Raw genomic sequence first — 18,247 nt, 5'->3', positions numbered from 1 at the left:
ACCGCGACAAGGACGGACGGCGCCACGCGAACAGAAATATCGGCAATGGCGCGTCGTTGCACCCAGCGACAGCACCCTCCGATAGGAATGGACTATGCGCGCAGCGACCTACGACCGCTACACCGCCGACGACAACGATGTACGAGTCCGTGACCTGCCCACACCCAAACTGTTCCCCGGTTCGGTCCTGATCGAAGTCCGCGCGGCCGGGGTGAACCCGGTCGACTGGAAGTTGATGTCGGGCGCGCTCGACGGATTGATCGATGCAGTGTTCCCCGTGATTCCCGGTTGGGATGTCGCCGGAACCGTGGTCGATACCGGGTTGGACACCCCGGAGTTCTCGGTGGGCGACGACGTACTCGCCTACGCCCGCAAGGACGTCTTGCACGCAGGCACCTTCGCCGAACTGGTCACAGTGGCGGCCGCGCACATCGCCCGTAAACCGGCCGAGCTGCCCTGGGAGCAGGCCGGTGCCCTCCCGCTGGCCGGTGGCACGGCACTGCGCACCCTCGACTTACTCGAGGTGACCGCCGACGACACGGTGCTGATCCACGCCGCGGCGGGCGGTGTCGGCAGCCTGGGCGTGCAGATCGCGACGGCCCGCGGCGCCCGGGTCCTGGGCACCGCCTCCCAGAAGAACCACGAGTATCTGCGGGAACTCGGGGCCGAACCGGTGGAGTACGGCGACGGCGTCGTCGACCGGATCCGCGAACTTGCCCCCGCCGGTGTACACGCGGTGGCCGATTTCGTCGGTGGTCAGCTCGGCACCACACGTGCGGTCCTCGCCCCCGGTGGCCGGCACGCCTCGGTCGCCGACAACGCCGTGGCCGAACATGGCGGGCATATCGTCTGGGTCCGGCCCGACGGTACGCAGACCCAGCGCCTGGCCGACCTTGCCGCCGAGGGCGGCCTCACGGTCCCCATCGCTCGCACCTTCTCCCTCGACGAGATCCCCGAGGCCTTCGCGGCGAGCCGCACCGGGCACACCCGCGGGAAGAACGTCATCGTTCTCTAGGGCTCCCGGTAGCGCGGCTCTCGAACCGGTCACATACTGCGGCGTCCGACCTCCCGGCTCGGCGAAGGAGATCTCGTGCCCACGTTCCCGTTCCGGCCGGCTCTTCCGCATCAGGTGTTCAGCGCCGGTTTCTACCCGGATGCGGAGGCCGACTATGTGGTGCGCTGCGTCCTCGGCGCCACCGCATCCGGAGCGGCCGATATCGGCGAGGTCCTGTGGGCAATCGATGCCGCCGATCCCGGTGACCACGAAAACTGGTGCCGCGCCTGGGAGGCCGCCGGCGACCGTGCGCGCGCCCTCGCCGACACCGCCGCTGCCCGCGGCCACCGGCTGAGCGCATCCTGGGCATACCTGCGATCCGCCACCTATTTCGCCGCCGCCGTCGATGCGCTCAGCGGTTCCGGCGCCGACGGCCGGCTTCTCTCGGCCTTCCGTAACCACCGTTCCGGTTGGGATCGTTTCGTCGATACCGGCACGTATGACGTCGAACGCATCGCCATACCGTACGAGAACGGCACTCTGCCCGGCTATTTCTTCCGCCCCGGGCCGGACAGCACGCTCCGGCCCACGTTTGTGATGGTCAACGGCAGCGACGGCGCGCTCAGCACACTGTGGAACTCGGGGGCCGCCGGCGCGCTGGCCCGCGGCTACAACGTGCTGATGTTCGACGGCCCGGGCCAGCAGTCGATGTTGTTCGAACGGGAAACGGCATTCCGTCCGGATTGGGAGGCGGTACTCACCCCGGTCTTCGACCATCTGCTCGAACTGCCCGGCGTCGACGCCGAACGGGTCGCGCTGTACGGGATCAGTCAGGGCGGATTCTGGATCGCCCGGGCGCTGGCCTTCGAACACCGTTTCGCGGCCGCTGTCGCCGATCCCGGCGTGGTCGATGTTTCGGCCTCCTGGGCGGCGAATATCCCGAATTCGCTGATGAAGCTGTTCCGTGCAGGCAAGAAGAAGCAGTTCGACACCGAACTGGGCATCGGCCTGAAACTCTCCGGGAAAAGTGCCCACACCTGGAACTTCCGGGCGCGGCCATATCGGCGTGACAGCTACTTCGACACCCTCACCGCGGTCGGCGAATACACACTCGGCACAGCCGAGGCCGCCCGGATCACGACCCCACTGTTCATCGCCGATCCCGAGGACGAACAGTTCTGGCCGGGCCAGTCCCGGCGTCTGGCCGACATGGTTTCGGGGCCGGTGCACCGCTGCCGGTTCACCGCGGCCGAAGGCGCGAACCACCACTGCCAGCCGCTGGCCCGGACCCTCACCGACCAGCGGGTATTCGACTGGTTGGCCGAAACGATGGGCATACGGTGACATCGGCGCGGCCACCACTGACTGGGACCGGCCTTCCGTCGGATGCAGCGGTACGCGTATTCCCGGATCCGGCCGCCCGTCCGGAAGGTAGGTTCGCACGATGGCTTTGCGTGTAGTTCAGTGGGCGACCGGGGGTGTCGGACAAGCCGCGATCGAACATATCCTGGCCCATCCCGACCTCGAACTGGTCGGCTGCTGGGTTCATTCACCGGAGAAATCCGGTAAGGATGCCGGCGATATCGTCGGGTCGGACAAGACCGGTGTCATCGCGACCCACAGTGTCGAGGAAATCCTCGCGCTGGACGCGGACTGTGTCCTGTACGCACCGCTACTGCCCGACGCCGGCCAGGTCCGGGCGATTCTGCGTTCCGGCAAGAATGTCGTCACTCCCCTGGGCTGGTTCTGGCCGACCGACAGGGAGCGGTCGAAAATGGAACCCGCGGCCCTGGAAGGCGGGGTCACCTTGCACGGCACCGGTATCGACCCCGGCGGCGCCACCGAACAGCAGCCCCTCTTCTTCAGCGGACTGTCCTCGGCGATCACCTTCGTCCGCGGCGAGGAATTCTCCGATATCCGCACCTACAACGCGCCCGATGTGGTCCGGCACATCATGGGTTTCGGTGGAACCCCCGAGGAGGCGAAAGCGGGGCCGATGCTCGGCCTGCTCGCGCGCGGTTTCGAACAGTCGGTGCGTATGTGCCTGGATACGCTGGGTTTCGCGGACGCGGAGATCCGCAGTAGCCACGAGATCGCGGTTGCCACCGCAGAAATCGATTCTCCGGCCGGCGTGATCGAACCCGGCCGTGTCGCCGCGCAGCGTTTCGCCTGGGAAGCGTTCATCGGCGAGACCAAGGTCGTGCGGGTGGCGGTCAACTGGCTGATGGGCGAGGAAAATCTCGACCCGGCATGGGAATTCGGCCCGGGTGGTGAACGCTTCGAAATCGAGGTCGAAGGCGACCCCGACTGCTCGGTCGTCATCCACGGCTGGCACCCGTCCAGTGTCACGGCCGGACTGCTCCGCAACCCCGGGATCGTGGTCACCGCCGCGCATTGCGTCAACTCGATCCCCACGGTCTGCGCCGCGCCGCCCGGCATTCTCACGTTCGTGGATATGCCCGTGGTCACCGGCCGCGCGCACCCTGATCTCGCGAGATAACAACACCTTTCGGGACAACAGCGAACGAACCGGTACCGGTCCGGTTCGTTCGGGCAGCCGTCAGACGGCGGCGATCACGACCGCCAGCGCGATCAGCGCGGTCAATTGCAGTCCGACCCGCGGGAGAATGATGCTGTCCCAACGCTGTTGCAGCGCACGAGCATTCTCCGGGATGACCCCGGAAACCGCGGCCGCCTTCTGCGCCACATTGACCGGTTTCGCGATCCGCGCGTAAAGGGCGAGCCAGACGACCAGCGCAACCACGGCCACGGCCGCTGCTACCGCAGAAACCGAGCGACCGCCGAGAGCGGCCACAACGGCGGCTGCGAGCGCGCTCACCAATCCGGTGATGCCGACTGGCGGCATTCGCGCGTCGGCGTAATAGTGACCCCATCCGGCGCTGAGGGTCATGGTGGTGTCGTCGAGCCGGGAATTGACCGAGCGCGCGACGAGCGCGGCGAACGCATCGGTGCCGTATACCACGGCATTGGTGGCGAGGGCGAGCACGGCGAGCAGGTGAATGAGCGTGGTCACGGAAGCTCCTGAAGGTTCTCGGTTTCGGATGGTTCCGCTGCGCTATGCGGCCTGGGCAGCCGCATCGGCGCCGGCGCGCTCGCGGATCAGCAGCACCCCGGTGAGTGCGACGAACACGGCGGTCAATCCATGGATCCCGAATGCCGCGGCGGTGGAACCGTTGTGGAACAGAACGGTGAGCATGTCGCCCACCGGGATCAGCGCGAACCCGAGCAGCACGACTCCCAGCGCGTACCGCTGTCCGAGCGCGAGGAGAGCGAGCCCGACAATTCCGGTGACCGTGTCGCGAACTCCTTTGAGATTCAAGAACGCTGCCGCTTCACCGGTAGGCCATACAGGCAAACCGAAGCCGGTAGCGATCCATTCCGGAGCGACCAGGTAGCTGATCCCCAAGTACAGGATGAATGCCGCCAGACTCAGGGACAACACGGTGGCGATGCGGTGTGCGGTAATCATGACCAACTCCATATCTAGCATTGCTATATTGAGTAGCGACACTATATTTTTTGCGCTATTTTGTCTAGCGCTGCTAGTTTCGAGACTGTGGGCATCCAGAACAGGCGAGAACGAGAACGAGCCGACCGGTATCGACTCATCGTCGATACCGCCCGCGAACTGGCGGAAACCGAAGGCTGGGATGCCGTCACCATCCGCAAACTCGCGGACCGCATCGAATACAGCCAGCCCGTCCTCTACAGTCACTTCGCCGGCAAACGCGCCATCGTCACCGCGGTCGCGCTCGACGGCATCAACGAAGCAGCCGCCGTCCTCCACCGCGCCCGCACCGCCGCCCCGGACGAATCCACCGCCCTCGCCGCCGTGGCCCGCGCATACACCGATTTCGCCGCCGAAAACCCCGCCGTCTACGACGCCATGTTCGTCCTCCCCACCGATCTCACCTTCGGCGACGGCGCCCCCGAACCCCTCCGCAACGCCTTCACCGAACTGGTCACCACCTTCGCCCCCTTCGCCGCGGAAACCGACGTGGAAACCCTCACCGAAACCATCTGGAGCACCCTCCACGGCCTCGCCACCCTGGAGCGCAACAATCGCCTGCGCCCAGGTCACCGACAAGAACGATTGACCATCCTCCAGAAGTGGCTCGAAACAAGCCGAAACACCGCGACCGATTGAGCGCGGAAGCAAAGCAGCCGGTCATCGACGCCATACTCCACCGGGCGGGCTGGTCCGGTTAGCCCGCGTATCCGGGCGTCGGCTGCCGCGCTGAGCGTGATACGGGCGCGCCGGCGGCGGCTTCGTCCGCGACCCGCGCAGCCGGTTCGTTGACCCGCGTGGGCGGGTGGGTTTCAATGCAGCGGCGCCCGAAGGGCGTTTTTCGCTGCTCAGGCATATGCACAGCCCGTCAGACCGCACCGGCATCCGGCCGTCCGGGGCCGCGCGTGGAAACGCCGGCGGTTGCCGGGGAACGGAGGCGCCGATGAGGAGGGTCGCGTTCGATTCCGGGGTGGGGTCACGGCTGATCCGCATCCTGGTCACCACGGCGCTGTTGCTGGCGGGCGGCACAGCGGTGATCCCGGCCGCCGTGAACGCCGAACCGCCACTCCCTGCCGACGACCCCTTCTACGCCTACGACCAACCACTGGCCAACACCACTCCAGGCACAGTCCTGCGTTCCCGGCCCGCGCCGTTCGCCTTCCCGAAGTTATCCACACCCATCACCAGTACCCAGGTGCTGTACCGGACCACCACCCAGCAGAACAAGCCCACTGCCGCAGTCACCACCGTGCTCCGGCCGCTCGTCCCCGGCCCCACGCGGCTGCTGTCGTACCACATGGCCTACGACGCGCTCGGGTCCCAATGCAACCCCTCCTACACGCTCACCGGCCGCACCGACAGCCCCGGTGCCGTCCTGGAGCAGGCCGTTGTCGCCGGCTATCTCGCCGCCGGATACACCGTCGTAGTGCCCGATTACGAGGGCCTCGACCTGGAGTGGACCGTCGGCCGGCAATCCGGCTACGCCGCCCTCGACGGAATCCGGGCCGCCGAACAGATCCTGGGCTTACCCGCATCGACACCGGTCGCAATGACCGGGTACTCGGGCGGTTCGGTGGCCACCGAATGGGCAGCCGAGACCGCCCCGCACTATGCCCCCGAACTCGCCCTGATCGGCGCCGCCGCCGGCGGGTTACCCGTCCACCTCGCCCATAACCTTCCCTATGTCAGTGGCAGCGCCAACTGGGCGGGCGTCATCCCGGCCATGGTCGTCTCCTTCCGGCGCGCCTACGGCCTCGACACCGCGGCGTTCCTCTCCGCACGCGGAGCCGAACTCACCGACGCCGTGGAAAATCTGTGCCTCGGCCAGTTCGCGAAGCGCTACCCCGGCCTCACCGACGCCGAAATGGTCCGCGCCCCCTACCGTTCCCTACTCGATGTCCCCGCGGCCGCGGCCGCAGTCAACGACAGCATCATGGGCACCGCCGGCACACCCGCAGTTCCGCTGTTGCTCGCCGTAGGCCAGAGCGATCCGATCGGCGACTCGGTAATGGTCGCCCGCGATATCGAAGCCCTGGCCCACCGGTACTGCGGCCGCGGCGTCCCGGTGACCTACGCCCGATACCAGCACCACGACCACATTGCCGCCTTCGCCCGCTTCCAAGCCGACGCCGCCCAGTTCCTCACCGGCCGTTTCGCCGGCACCCCACCCACGACGAACTGCGCCGCCATCGGCCGCGGAAACTCCCTCGCACCGGTCCCCACCCCGGCAGGTTGATCGACCGGCCCCGCATCCGCACCGGCGTCGAGTTATGGCCAGGTGTCGCAAGACACGCGGATCGAAGGGTGCCACCATCGGAACATGCCGAAAGATCCCGTGGACCTGGCCGCGAAGTTGTCGCTGTTCTCCGAACACTGGTCACCCAAAGTGGTGGCGCGGCTGAACGATTACGAAATCAAGGTGGTCAAACTGCAAGGCGAGTTCGTATGGCACAAGCACGACGACACCGGACGAACTCTTCTTCGTGGTCGATGGGGAACTGACGATCCAGATGCGTGATGGCGATGTCCAGGTCCGGCCGGGGCAGTTGTTCGTCGTTCCGAAGGGGGTCGAGCACTGTCCCGTAGCAGATGGGGAAGTGCACGCGATGCTCATCGAACCGGCAGGAGTTCAGAACACCGGCGATGCGGGTGGTTCGCTCACCGCGAGGTACGACGACTCACTCGCGTGACGGAGATCGCGCCGGCACCCCGAGCGCCGGACCGGAACGGCCGCATTGGTCGACAATGCGCCGCGGTTGGCGGCGGAGCATCCGAAGGTCACCGCACATCCGGCTGTCGCTCGTACCGCCACAGATTTTGTTAACTCACCCGTGCTAACATAACCGGGTGCCGATGCTGATCGACCATGAGCAACGGCGAGCCGAGCTCGCCGCCGCGACCTGGAAAGTCATCCAGCAGAAGGGCGTCGCTGCGGTGTCACTGCGCACCGTCGCCGCGGAGGCCGGATTGTCCACGGGCTCGCTCCGTCATGTTTTCCCAGCGAAGGCCGATCTGCTGGCGTTCTCGATGGAGCTGGTACACCGGCATTTCAGCGCCCGCGTCGAGAAACACAACACCGAACAGACCCCAGACCTCATGGCGTGGCTCTGCGAGCTGTTACCGCTGGACGACGAACGCCGGCTGGAGATGGATGTCAACCTCGCCCTCTTCGCCGAAGGTGGAGCAAGTCCGCATTCGTTGCGTATGCGGGAGAGCACGGCGTCCGGGGTTCACGAGGTCTGCCGACACGCTCTGCGGCATCCCGGAATCCGTTCCCGCCTCCGACCCGACCTCGATCTCGAAAGGGAGGTGCCGCGATTGGCAGTGCTCGTCGACGGCCTGGCACTCCAGCTACAAGCACGGACCCCACTACTCACCCCGGAATCGGCGGTGCAGATCCTGCGAGACCATATCGAGAACCTGCGCGCACACTGACCGGGCACTTCCCCCGACTACGCGACTCCGCCGGACATCACACCATCTCTGGAGCATCAATGGCCTCCCTGCCGACCCGATCCCGGATCGCCGCCGCCTGGCACCGAGCCCCCACCCCGCTCCACTGGCTGATCTGGTGCGGTGTGCTGAGCATCATCGCGCTCATCGCCTTACCGATCGTCATGACCTTCGACCGGGTCGGCATCGAAACGACGATCGCACAAGCGAATCCGGGTCTACCACCGGATCAGATGGAATTCGCCTGGATCGCCTCGTTGGCCTACACCTATATCCTGCATTTCGCGAATGTCGCCGTCTTCGTCTGGCTCGGGTGGAAAATCCTGCTCGGCCGCCGCTGGGCGCAGGTAACACTGACCGTGGTACTCGTCTCCGTGATCTGCGCGGCGATGATTTCGGCGACGGCCGGCTCCATGTACCTGTGGGCTGTCGCGATCGGCCACCTGGCCCACTCGGCCGGATTGGCATTGTTGTGGATACCGCCAACGGTGCGCGCCTACTTCCGCACCGAGCCGAGCAGACCCCGCCCAGCGCGAACCGGAACTCTCGGAGGCAGCCGACCCGGCCCACGGTGACGCAGTTGCCGAAATGCACGCCGGTCAAATCCAAACTATTGGACGAAACATCCGGCGGCCGCCATGATTGCAGCGGCCCGACGTCGGGCCATGTGCGAAAAGAGAGAATATCGATGAGCATGATGGGTAAGGCCGCTTTCACTCTCGCGGTCAGCTGCCTTTCTGTGGCGGTGGTGTCCGGCGCGGGGTCGGCAAACGCTCAGGGCGGTCTGTACGCGGCGATCGCGATGAGCGAAAGCACGTTCATCTACGCAGTGAGCACCGATGAACCGGGCTTCGAAGAAGCGAAGGCCGCGGCGATCGCCAATTGCGGTGTCGAGGACTGCAGGGTGCTGGTGTCATGGGCGAACGGCTGCGGTGCGCTGGCCGAGAGTAAGGATGGTGTGGGCGCAGGATCCGGCCCGAACCGGGCCGAGGCCGAGCGCGCCGCCTATCAGCGGCTCGCGGAACTCACCCCGACGGCGGTACTCGCCAACTTCGGCTCCGCCGACCTGAGCGGCGCAAAGATCGTCGAGGTCGCCTGCACGAGCAACGCCCGCTGATTCGGTCCGGGCTCCGGACGCCTGGAGCCCGGCCTTCCGAAATATGGTTACAGCGGGTCCTCGACCCGACAAACCAACCGGTGTTCCTGGGTGATACCCATCGACCTCCATCCGGCTCCATCCGGCGAGACTGTGCAGCGGCTCCGGCTTGCCGATCCCATCGGCTCGGCCATTGACGACGATGTCATCGACAAGGCGATTCATCGTGCGTGGGAGATCTGATTCATGCACCTACGTACAGGTTTCTGTACATCGGTCAGCGCTGCTGCACCTGGTCAGTCCATCGACGTCCGTCGAACCAGCGTAGTTGTGCACGATTCCAGCTGTCCGGGTACCAGCCGGGCTGGGGCGCAGTAGGCAGTTGCTGCGGGCGAGGCCGACTCGATGTCATACCCGCCACGACCACTATCAGCGGCACAGCCACGATCAAGAGAACAACGAAAGGATGACGAAGTGCCAGGTACTGAGTGCTCCCACTGATCGTCGTCCTGTCACCTAGCTCGGCGCCTCGGCGAGGGAGCGGCCATCCGTCCGGTTCGGGATACCGAACCGCAGCCGGTTGAACCGGGCAGATCAGCAGCGGAAACCAACTGGCTGGAGTTGGTTTCCGAGTGGAGCCGCCTAGGAGAATCGAACTCCTGACCTTTTCATTACGAGTGAAGCGCTCTACCGACTGAGCTAAGGCGGCGTGCCTTTCGGCGTGGCGAGTCTATCGTCTCCCGCCGGGGAACGCGAAAACGGGTGGTCAGGACGCTTGAGCGAGGAGGGTGGCGGCCATCGCGGCGAGGGCGAAACGGGGTTTGACGTTCCGGTCGAGGGCTTCGCGGCAGGCCAGTACGGCGTCTATCGAGCGGAGCAGGCCCTCGGGGCGGATGCGGGTGGCGAGGTTGCGGGCGCGGTCGGCCATATCGGGATGGGTCATGGTGAGGCCGGTGGGATCGCCGAAGCTCACCGCCAAGGCGTCGCGGTAAAGGCCGGCGATATCGAGGAGAGCGCGGTCCAGGGCGTCGCGGCCGGTGCGGGTGGCGCGGGATTTCTGGCGTTTTTCCAGATCTTTCAGGACCCCCGCGGAACCGCGCGTGGCGCCCGCCGCACCCTTGCCGGTACCACCGGCGCCCAGGGCGGTGGCGAGTTCGTCGCGTTCGCGTTCGTCGCGTTCGGCGCTGAGCTCCTTCGCCTCGTCGTCGGCAGCCTTCACCAGTTCATCGGCCGCCAGGTAGGCGTTGCCGCGGAAAACTGCGGCGACCAGGTCGAGCGCGCGGCGGCGACGGTCGCGGGCCTCGTCGTCGGTGGCGAGGCGGCGGGCGCGGCCCACATGGCCACCGCTCACCGCGGCCGCCCAGTCGGCGGTTTCCGCGTCCAGGCCGTCGTGGTCGCGCAATACTTGGGCGATGGCGGCGGCCGACGGGGTGACCAGATGGATATGGCGGCAGCGGGAGCGCAGCGTCACCGAGATGTCCTCGGGATCCACCGAGGGGGCGCACAGCAGGAAAACCGTCCGTTCCGGCGGCTCTTCGACCACCTTGAGCAAGACATTGCCCGCGGCTTCGGTGAGCCGGTCGGCGTCTTCGATCACGACCACCTGCCAGCGCCCGGTGCTGGGGCGGCGAGCGGCGATCTGCACGATTGCGCGCATCTCCCTGGTGGAAATGCTCAATCCCTCCGGTATCACTCGGCGCACGTCGCCGTGGGTTCCGGCCATCGTGGTGGTGCAGGCGTGGCAGTGGCCGCAACCCGGCCGGTCGGGATCGGTGCATTGCAGGGCCGCGGCAAAGCACAACGCGGCGACGGACCGTCCGGAACCCGGCGGGCCCGTGAACAGCCACGAATGTGTCATCGCCGAGTCCGCGGTGCCGGAGCGGCCCGCCACCGCGGCGGCGGTCAATTCGGCCGCTACCGTCTCCTGCCCCACCAGCCGATCGAAGACGTCCGTCACGTCCGACACCCTAATGGACCCGCGGGGCCCTGCTCACCGGATGGCCTCGGACGGCCGAGCGGAGGGGCCGCAGGCTTATCCAGCACGCTGAGCGGTGGTGTTCGCACCGTCCAACTGTTCGCGGATGATATCGGCGTGCCCACTGTGGTGGGCGATCTCACGCAGGATGTGCAGAATCAGGAAACGCGCCGACCACCACACCCGGCCGGGTACCCACGGGTTGGTGGGGGTGGGGATGGAGGCATCCAGATCGGCCACGGAACGGATGAGTTCCGCGGTGTTCGCCGCCACGATCTCCCACTCCGCGAGCAGCCCGGCCACCGTTTCCGAATCGCCGATGCTGTACTGGCCTTCGAAGTCTTCCAACTTCTGTTCCGCGTTCTCGTCCCGGTCCACGAGGACTTTTGTCCACAACCGTTCACAACCGACCAGATGGTGCAGCAGCCCGCCCAGGGTGAGTTCGCTCGCGGTGGTGCGTTGTCTTGCCTGCTCTTCGCTGATACCCCGGACGGTGATACGGAACATCTCGCGCTGTTCGTCCAGCAACTGGATGAGGTCGTCGTGCTCCTGGCGACCGGCCATGAACGCTCCTTCTGATCGGTGACGCGCGTCAGGCTACGGCTCGGGTACGACAGGTTTATTCGCCGTCCTCGGCAGCGGCACCGCTCGCTGCCTGCTGTGCGGGCGCCTTCTTCGCGGCGGCCTTCTTGGCAGTCGTTTTCTTTGCCGTGGTCTTCTTCGCGGTGGTCGACTTCTTCGCCGCGGTAGTGGTCTTCTTCGCTGCAGCCTTCTTCGCCGGAGCCTTCTTCGCGGTCTTCTTGGCCGCTTTCTTCACCGGCCCCCGGGCACGGCGGTCGGCCAGTAGTTCCGAGGCCCGTTCGTCGGTGATCGACTCCACCTCGTCGCCCTTACGCAGGCTGGCGTTGGTCTCCCCGTCGGTGACATAGGGCCCGAAACGCCCGTCCTTGATCACCATGGGTTTACCGGTGGCCGAATCATTGCCGAGTTCCCGCAGCGGCGCAGCGGCCGCGGCCTGTCTACCTCTACGTTTGGGTTCGGCATATAACTTGAGGGCCTCGTCCAGGGTCACCGTGAAGATCTGATCCTCGGTGGCCAGCGAACGCGAATCCGTACCCTTCTTGAGGTAGGGGCCGTAGCGTCCGTTCTGCGCGGTGATCTCCTCACCGGATGCCGGATCGGTACCGACCACCCGCGGCAGCGACAGCAGCTTGAGCGCGTCGTCGAGCGTGACGGTCGCCGGATCCATGGATTTCAGCAGCGAGCCGGTGCGCGGTTTCGGGCCGTTGTTCTTCTTCGTCGTCTTCTTGGCCGCCTCGTCCTCCGGCGGTTCCGGCAGGATCTCGGTGACATAGGGCCCGAAACGCCCTTCCTTGGCGACGATTTCGTGCCCGGTCACCGGATCGACACCCAGCGTCCGTCCCTCCTGGGGGGTCGCGAACAGTTTCTCCGCGACATCGGGGGTCAATTCGTCGGGCGGCAGATCGTCGGGCAGGTTCGCGCGTTGCGAGGTCGGTTCCGCGTCGGGCTTGTCCGGGTCGGTGACCATACGTTCCAGATACGGCCCGTACCGGCCGACCCGCACCACCACATCGCGGCCCGCGTCATCGGTGAAGAGTTTGATCGAGTTGATCTCGCGAGCATCGATATCGTCGAGCCGCTCCCCGACCATCTTCTTGAGCCCGCCCGACCGCGCGACCGATCCCTCGGCACCGTCGTCGCCACCGAAGTAGAAACCGGACAACCAGTTTCCGCGCTGGGCCCGGCCCGTGGCGATGGCGTCCAGATCGTCTTCCATCGCGGCGGTGAAGTCGAAATCCACCAGCCGACCGAAATGCGACTCCAACAACCCGGTCACCGAGAACGCCACCCAGGACGGCACCAGTGCGCTGCCACGCTTGTAGATATAGCCGCGGTCGAGAATGGTCTTGATGATCGAGGAGTAGGTGGACGGACGCCCGATGCCCAGTTCCTCGAGCGTTTTGATCAGCGACGCTTCGGTGTATCGGGCAGGCGGATTGGTGCTGTGCCCGTCGGGGTTCAGTTCGACGGCGGTTACGCCCTCGCCCTCCGCGAGCTGCGGCAACCGGGTTTCCGCGTCGTCGGATTGGCCGCCGGCCTCCTCGTCGACGCTCTCCACGTAGGCCCTGAGGAACCCGGGGAAGGTAATGGTGCGGCCGGAGGCGGAGAACACACACTCCTCGCCGGTACCGGCCGTGCCGGTGATCCGGAGGGTGAGCGTGGTGCCCTTGGCGTCGGCCATCTGCGAAGCGACGGTGCGCTGCCAGATCAGTTCGTAGAGCCGGAACTCGTCGTTGTCCAGCCGGGCATGGAGCTGGCCTGGCGTGGCGAAGGTATCACCGGCCGGGCGGATCGCCTCGTGTGCTTCCTGCGCGTTCTTGACCTTGCGGGTGTACTGCCGCGCGGTCGGGTGCACGTATTCCGCGCCGTAGAGCTGGGTCGCCTGGGTGCGGGCGGCATTGATCGCCGACTCCGACAGTGTCGTCGAGTCGGTACGCATATAGGTGATGTAGCCGTTCTCGTACAGCCGCTGCGCGGTGCGCATGGTGCGTTCCGACGTGAAACGCAGTTTGCGGCCGGCTTCCTGCTGCAGGGTGGAGGTCATGAACGGCGCATACGGTTTGCGGGTGTACGGCTTGGACTCGGCCGAGGTCACCACCAGATCGACGCCGTGCAACGCCTCGGCCAGCCGCCGAGCGCGCGCCTCGTCCAGTACCAGGGCACGCGAATCGACCTTGAGCTGCCCGTCGGAACCGAAATCCCGGCCGGTGGCGACCCGGGCACCGTCGACATCGACCAGCCGCGCGGAGAACACTCGCGGGTTGGCGGTATCGGAGTCCCCACCGGCGTCCAGCCTTGCCGCGATATCCCAGTACTCGGCCGACCGGAACGCCATCCGCTCACGTTCACGCTGCACGACCACCCGGGTCGCGACGGACTGCACCCGGCCCGCCGACAGCCGCGGCATAACCTTCTTCCACAGCACCGGGCTGACCTCGTAGCCGTACAGCCGGTCCAGGATGCGCCTGGTTTCCTGCGCGTCGACCAGGTCGTTGTCCAGGTCGCGGGTATCGGCGGCGGCCGCCTGGATGGCGGATTCGGTGATCTCGTGGAACACCATCCGGCGAACCGGGACCTTCGGCTTCAACGTCTCCAGCAGATGCCAGGCGATCGCCTCGCCCTCACGGTCGGGGTCGGTGGCGAGATAGAGCTCGTCGGCGTCGGCCAGCAGCCCCTTGAGCTCGGTAACCTTGCCCTTTTTGTCCGGACTGACCACATAGATGGGTTCGAAGTCGTTGTTGACGTCCACCCCGAGCCGGGCCCAGTCCTGCCCCTTGTATTTGGCCGGCACATCGGCGGCGCCGCGGGGCAGATCGCGGATATGTCCTACCGATGCCTCGACCGTATAGTTCCGGCCCAGGTAAGGCGCGATTTTACGGGCCTTTGTCGGGGACTCGACGATCACGAGACGACGCACGGGACGACCCGCCTCGGCTGCGCTACGGTCTCGTGTTGCCACCGGCGAATCCCTTTCCTTCTCGACCCGCTGGACGCTGCTGGGGCGCAGGACGCGGCTGGATGAACAGATGGTGAAGGCGAACATCACCACCAGACACGTTTATACCTTGACGCTGCGCGTGGTCGAGCGGTTGCGACCATCGGGCGATGGCGCGTCGATGCCGTTCAGTATGCAGGGCGCGGGGCCACCACAGCACGCACGGTAGGTCACGAAGTCGTGCCTTGTCGAGGTGGGCGGTGTACGAAGACGGTAATCGGCCCTCCGTCCGCGCGTGGCGCAATTCGGACGAGCCGAGCCGGCGACTCGCGGAAAGTGTGACGCAACACCATGCGCCGGAGTCTGATCGCAGGTGCCCGGAAAATTCGTGGCCGACGGCGGTATACCCGGATACCGTACGGCCGGAGCCGAAACCCGGCGGCGCGGCGAGCGCACGACTCGGGCGGGCGCGCCGGGGCGCGCGGGCTTCACGACCGCGGAAGTACACATACTGCACATATAGTTCGTCCCTCGCTCCCGTTACGGGATCGAGGGACGAACTGGGAGGTGTACTCGCTCAGCTGAGCGCACGAACTCCGGTGGCCTGGGGGCCTTTGGTGCCCTGACCAACCTCGAACTCGACCTTCTGGTTTTCCTCGAGGGTACGGAACCCCGAACCCTGGATTTCGGAGTAGTGGACGAAGACGTCCGCAGAGCCGTCTTCGGGCGCGATGAAGCCGAAGCCCTTCTCCGCGTTGAACCACTTCACAGTTCCCTGTGCCATTCTGTTCCTTCTCTTTTCTTACTCGGAACGGCGGACAACTGTTTCATCCACCGGGCCTGTTCCGAACCCCTGTACTCTGGACTCCCGCAGGGCCTTCGTAAGCGGTTCGCAACATCGATCCTGCCAAGGTTTGGACTTTGCATCCGTTCCCTCGAACACAGAAGCTTGCGACCGAGACCCAGTGAACCATGTCTTTGGGAAATTCAACAGCGGAGTTACCGACAATTTGCAAAAAAATTGATCTCGCGAATGCGGCTATAAGGGATAGCCCAGCGGAATCTGAACCTCCGGTATGTTTGCCTACCGATAACCAGCGAGCGGACCGCCTACCCGGCTGTGACCCAGATCGCTATTGGGTATCGAATCCGCAGGCAACAGGCCGCGGATGCCGATGTTTCACATCATTCGGACGCGCGGAGGGTGTTGCGACATGACTCGCGAGGTCCGATCCGAGGAAAGCTACGGGCGATCGTTGCTGAATCGTGTCCTGCGCGGAGCAGAGGATACCGATTCGCGGCTGACGCATATCGCGGAGGTGCCCGGCCGCGCGGCCCGGACCACCGAATGGCCGATCTGGGCGGCACCTGCGGTGATCGATGGCCTCCGCGAGGAAGGCATCGGGGCGCCGTGGAGTCATCAGGCCGCCACCGCCGAACTCGCCCACGGCGGGCAGAACGTGGTCGTATCCACCGGAACCGCCTCCGGGAAATCGCTGGGCTACCACCTCCCGGTGCTCACCGCCCTGCACGACGACCCGCGTGCCACGGCGCTCTACCTCGCGCCGACCAAAGCGCTCGGCGCCGACCAGTTGCGAATGGCCGGCGAGCTCACCCGGCACAAACCGCTACACCGGATCCCGGTGGCCGCCTACGACGGCGATACGCCGACGGAAATCCGTCAGCTGGTGCGGGCCGAGGCCCGCTGGGTGTTCACCAACCCCGATATGCTGCACCTCGGGCTACTGCGCTCCCATCAGCGCTGGGCACGACTGTTGCGCCGGTTGCGCTATGTGGTTGTCGACGAATGCCACGCCTACCGGGGAATCTTCGGCTCCCATGTAGCACTGGTACTGCGGCGCCTGCGCCGATTGGCCGCCCACTACGGCGCCGACCCGGTGTTCGTGCTGTGCTCCGCGACCGCCGCCGATCCGGCCGCCGCCGCATCGCGGTTGATCGGCGCGGATTGTGTCGCAGTGACCGAGGACGGGTCGCCCCGGGGACCGCGCACCGTCGCGTTCTGGGAGCCCCCGCTGCTCACCTCGGTACAGGGCGAGCACGGAGCCCCAGTACGACTCGGCGCCACCACCGAGGCCGCCCGCATCACCGCCGGCCTGGTACTCGAGGGAGCCCGGACGCTGACCTTCGCGCGCTCTCGGCGAGCTGCCGAGCTGATCGCCCTGCACACCCGGCAGCGACTGGCGGAAACCGTCCCTGAACTGGCCGATCGCATCGCCGCCTACCGTGGCGGCTACCTACCGGAAGACCGCCGGGCACTCGAAGCGGGACTCGCCGACGGATCGCTACTGGCCGCGGCGACGACCAATGCCCTGGAACTCGGCGTGGATATCGCAGGCCTGGACGCAGTGGTGCTCGCCGGTTTCCCCGGCACCGTGGCGTCGTTCCGCCAGCAGATCGGACGCGCCGGACGGCGGACCCAAGGGGCCCTGGCGGTACTGGTGGCCCGCGACGATCCGCTGGACACCTACCTCGTGCACCATCCGGAGGCCCTGCTGGACCGCCCGGTGGAGGCCACGATCATCGACCCCGCCAACCCCTATGTGCTCGGTCCGCAACTGCTGTGCGCGGCCGCGGAACTGCCGCTCGACGATGCCGAGGTCCAGCACCTTGCCGACCACCACATAGTTGCTGAACTAGCAGGTAGAGGGTTGATTCGCCGGCGACGGGCGAACAGCGGCCACCGCTGGTTCTATACCGCTTCCGAACCACCCCACGATTCGGTCGATGTCCGCGGCGGTATCGGCACCCCCGTGGCGATCGTGGTCGGCCAGACCGGGCGGTTTCTCGGCACGGCGGACGCCGCCCGCGCGCCGGCCACTCTCCACCAGGGAGCGGTACACCTGCACCAAGGCGAGACCTATGTGGTGGACGAACTCGACCTCGACGGGGGCGTCGCATTCGTACGCGAAGAGACGCCGGGCTGGACAACCAGCGCCCGGCAGATCACCTCCCTCACCATTGATTCGATCCGGGAAACCCGCGCATTCGGGCAGGTCACTGCCGCTTTGGCAACGGTGACTGTGCACAGCCAGGTCATCGGTTACCTGCGTACCGCGGTCACCGGCGAGGTACTCGATATGGTCGAGCTCGACCTGCCGCCGCAGCAGTTGCCCACGACCGCGGTGCTCTACACGGTGACCCCGGACTTGTTGACGCGTGCAGGAATCGCAGCCGCCGACGTACCCGGCTCCTTACACGCGGCCGAACACGCTGCGATCGGACTGTTACCGCTGGTCGCGACCTGCGATAGGTGGGATATCGGCGGTGTGTCCACCGCCGAGCATCCCGATACCGGTCTGCCCACGGTGTTCGTCTACGACGGCCAGGCCGGTGGCGCCGGCTTCGCCGAACGCGGTTACGCCCTGATGTGGCATTGGCTGGGTGCCACGCTGGCCGCCGTGGAGTCGTGTTCCTGCCGCACCGGCTGTCCGTCGTGTGTGCAATCACCCAAATGCGGAAACGGGAACGACCCGCTCGACAAGGCCGGAGCAGCCAGGTTGTTGACGGCCATTCTGGCCAAGGCGGCCGGGTATGGCCGCCCATCCGGCCTTGCTTGACGAGTACACACTGGTCAGTACGTTCGCCGGCCACGGCAACATCGGGCAACCACCCCACACCCTCGCTCGATTTAAGAGGAAGATGATCATGTTAACTGGATTGTT

The 18,247-nt window shown here is 66.2% G+C and carries 16 protein-coding genes, 1 tRNA gene and 1 pseudogene; 10 read left to right on the top strand and 8 right to left on the bottom strand.

Annotated features, from left to right (window positions below; all coding sequences use genetic code 11):
• The first annotated feature begins 94 nt into the window (after positions 1–94).
• The 3 genes from NFL01S_RS05405 (at position 95) to NFL01S_RS05395 (ending at position 3,494) form a co-directional block, all read left to right on the top strand.
• Positions 95–1,015, top strand: coding sequence for an NADP-dependent oxidoreductase (locus NFL01S_RS05405; RefSeq protein ID WP_062972007.1), 921 nt, complete (start codon positions 95–97; stop codon positions 1,013–1,015).
• Between the two features lie 75 nt (positions 1,016–1,090).
• A complete protein-coding gene (locus NFL01S_RS05400; RefSeq protein ID WP_062972005.1) occupies positions 1,091–2,338 on the top strand; it encodes an alpha/beta hydrolase family protein in 1,248 nt (415 codons plus the stop codon).
• Positions 2,339–2,438: 100 nt separating this feature from the next.
• Positions 2,439–3,494 (top strand): NAD(P)H-dependent amine dehydrogenase family protein, encoded by a 1,056-nt coding sequence (locus NFL01S_RS05395; RefSeq protein WP_062972003.1) that lies wholly within the window; start codon positions 2,439–2,441, stop codon positions 3,492–3,494.
• A gap of 60 nt (positions 3,495–3,554) precedes the next feature.
• Here the strand turns inward: NFL01S_RS05395 and NFL01S_RS05390 are convergent, their stop codons facing one another.
• Positions 3,555–4,028 (bottom strand): hypothetical protein, encoded by a 474-nt coding sequence (locus NFL01S_RS05390; RefSeq protein WP_062972001.1) that lies wholly within the window; start codon positions 4,026–4,028, stop codon positions 3,555–3,557.
• Positions 4,029–4,070: 42 nt separating this feature from the next.
• Positions 4,071–4,484, bottom strand: a complete 414-nt coding sequence (locus NFL01S_RS05385; protein WP_210744531.1) for a DUF4267 domain-containing protein — start codon at positions 4,482–4,484, stop codon at positions 4,071–4,073.
• Between the two features lie 87 nt (positions 4,485–4,571).
• Between NFL01S_RS05385 and NFL01S_RS05380 the strand changes: the two genes are divergently transcribed.
• The 6 genes and pseudogenes from NFL01S_RS05380 (at position 4,572) to NFL01S_RS05355 (ending at position 9,093) form a co-directional block, all read left to right on the top strand.
• Positions 4,572–5,162 carry a TetR/AcrR family transcriptional regulator gene (locus tag NFL01S_RS05380; RefSeq protein ID WP_062971999.1) on the top strand — a complete coding sequence of 197 codons (591 nt, stop codon included), beginning with the start codon at positions 4,572–4,574 and terminating at the stop codon, positions 5,160–5,162.
• A gap of 304 nt (positions 5,163–5,466) precedes the next feature.
• A complete protein-coding gene (locus tag NFL01S_RS05375) occupies positions 5,467–6,759 on the top strand; it encodes a lipase family protein (RefSeq protein ID WP_062971997.1) in 1,293 nt (430 codons plus the stop codon).
• A gap of 84 nt (positions 6,760–6,843) precedes the next feature.
• Positions 6,844–7,213: pseudogene (locus NFL01S_RS37445) on the top strand (cupin domain-containing protein).
• Positions 7,214–7,376: 163 nt separating this feature from the next.
• On the top strand, positions 7,377–7,958 hold the full coding sequence (locus NFL01S_RS05365) for a TetR/AcrR family transcriptional regulator (protein ID WP_245670542.1): 582 nt from the start codon (positions 7,377–7,379) through the stop codon (positions 7,956–7,958).
• 59 nt (positions 7,959–8,017) lie between these two features.
• Positions 8,018–8,551, top strand: a complete 534-nt coding sequence (locus NFL01S_RS05360) for a hypothetical protein (protein WP_062971991.1) — start codon at positions 8,018–8,020, stop codon at positions 8,549–8,551.
• Positions 8,548–9,093, top strand: a complete 546-nt coding sequence (locus NFL01S_RS05355) for a DUF4189 domain-containing protein (protein WP_245670525.1) — start codon at positions 8,548–8,550, stop codon at positions 9,091–9,093. Before NFL01S_RS05360 ends, NFL01S_RS05355 begins: the two co-directional genes overlap by 4 nt.
• Before the next feature lie 256 nt (positions 9,094–9,349).
• Here NFL01S_RS05355 and NFL01S_RS37540 read toward each other — a convergent pair whose 3' ends face one another.
• From NFL01S_RS37540 to NFL01S_RS05330, 6 genes are all read right to left on the bottom strand, one after another.
• A complete protein-coding gene (locus tag NFL01S_RS37540) occupies positions 9,350–9,484 on the bottom strand; it encodes a DUF2510 domain-containing protein (protein WP_371851781.1) in 135 nt (44 codons plus the stop codon).
• 221 nt (positions 9,485–9,705) lie between these two features.
• Positions 9,706–9,781: transfer RNA gene (locus NFL01S_RS05350), tRNA-Thr, on the bottom strand.
• Positions 9,782–9,838: 57 nt separating this feature from the next.
• Positions 9,839–11,029 (bottom strand): DNA polymerase III subunit delta', encoded by a 1,191-nt coding sequence (locus tag NFL01S_RS05345; RefSeq protein ID WP_062972453.1) that lies wholly within the window; start codon positions 11,027–11,029, stop codon positions 9,839–9,841.
• Between the two features lie 75 nt (positions 11,030–11,104).
• Positions 11,105–11,611: a mycothiol transferase gene (locus tag NFL01S_RS05340; protein ID WP_062971988.1), complete on the bottom strand. Its 507-nt coding sequence runs from the start codon at positions 11,609–11,611 to the stop codon at positions 11,105–11,107.
• Positions 11,612–11,666: 55 nt separating this feature from the next.
• A complete protein-coding gene (gene topA, locus NFL01S_RS05335; RefSeq protein WP_062972451.1) occupies positions 11,667–14,588 on the bottom strand; it encodes a type I DNA topoisomerase in 2,922 nt (973 codons plus the stop codon).
• 553 nt (positions 14,589–15,141) lie between these two features.
• Positions 15,142–15,348 carry a cold-shock protein gene (locus NFL01S_RS05330; protein WP_011206895.1) on the bottom strand — a complete coding sequence of 69 codons (207 nt, stop codon included), beginning with the start codon at positions 15,346–15,348 and terminating at the stop codon, positions 15,142–15,144.
• A 430-nt stretch (positions 15,349–15,778) separates the two neighbouring features.
• Here NFL01S_RS05330 and NFL01S_RS05325 point away from each other — a divergent pair, with 430 nt between their 5' ends.
• Positions 15,779–18,142 carry a DEAD/DEAH box helicase gene (locus NFL01S_RS05325; protein WP_062971986.1) on the top strand — a complete coding sequence of 788 codons (2,364 nt, stop codon included), beginning with the start codon at positions 15,779–15,781 and terminating at the stop codon, positions 18,140–18,142.
• Positions 18,143–18,247 lie beyond the last annotated feature (105 nt).

The organism is Nocardia flavorosea NBRC 108225, assembly GCF_001613385.1.
GTDB classification, from domain to species: Bacteria; Actinomycetota; Actinomycetes; order Mycobacteriales; family Mycobacteriaceae; genus Nocardia; species Nocardia flavorosea.
The sequence above is the reverse complement of the archived record's forward strand: the minus strand, read 5'-3'. Positions and strand labels throughout refer to the sequence as shown.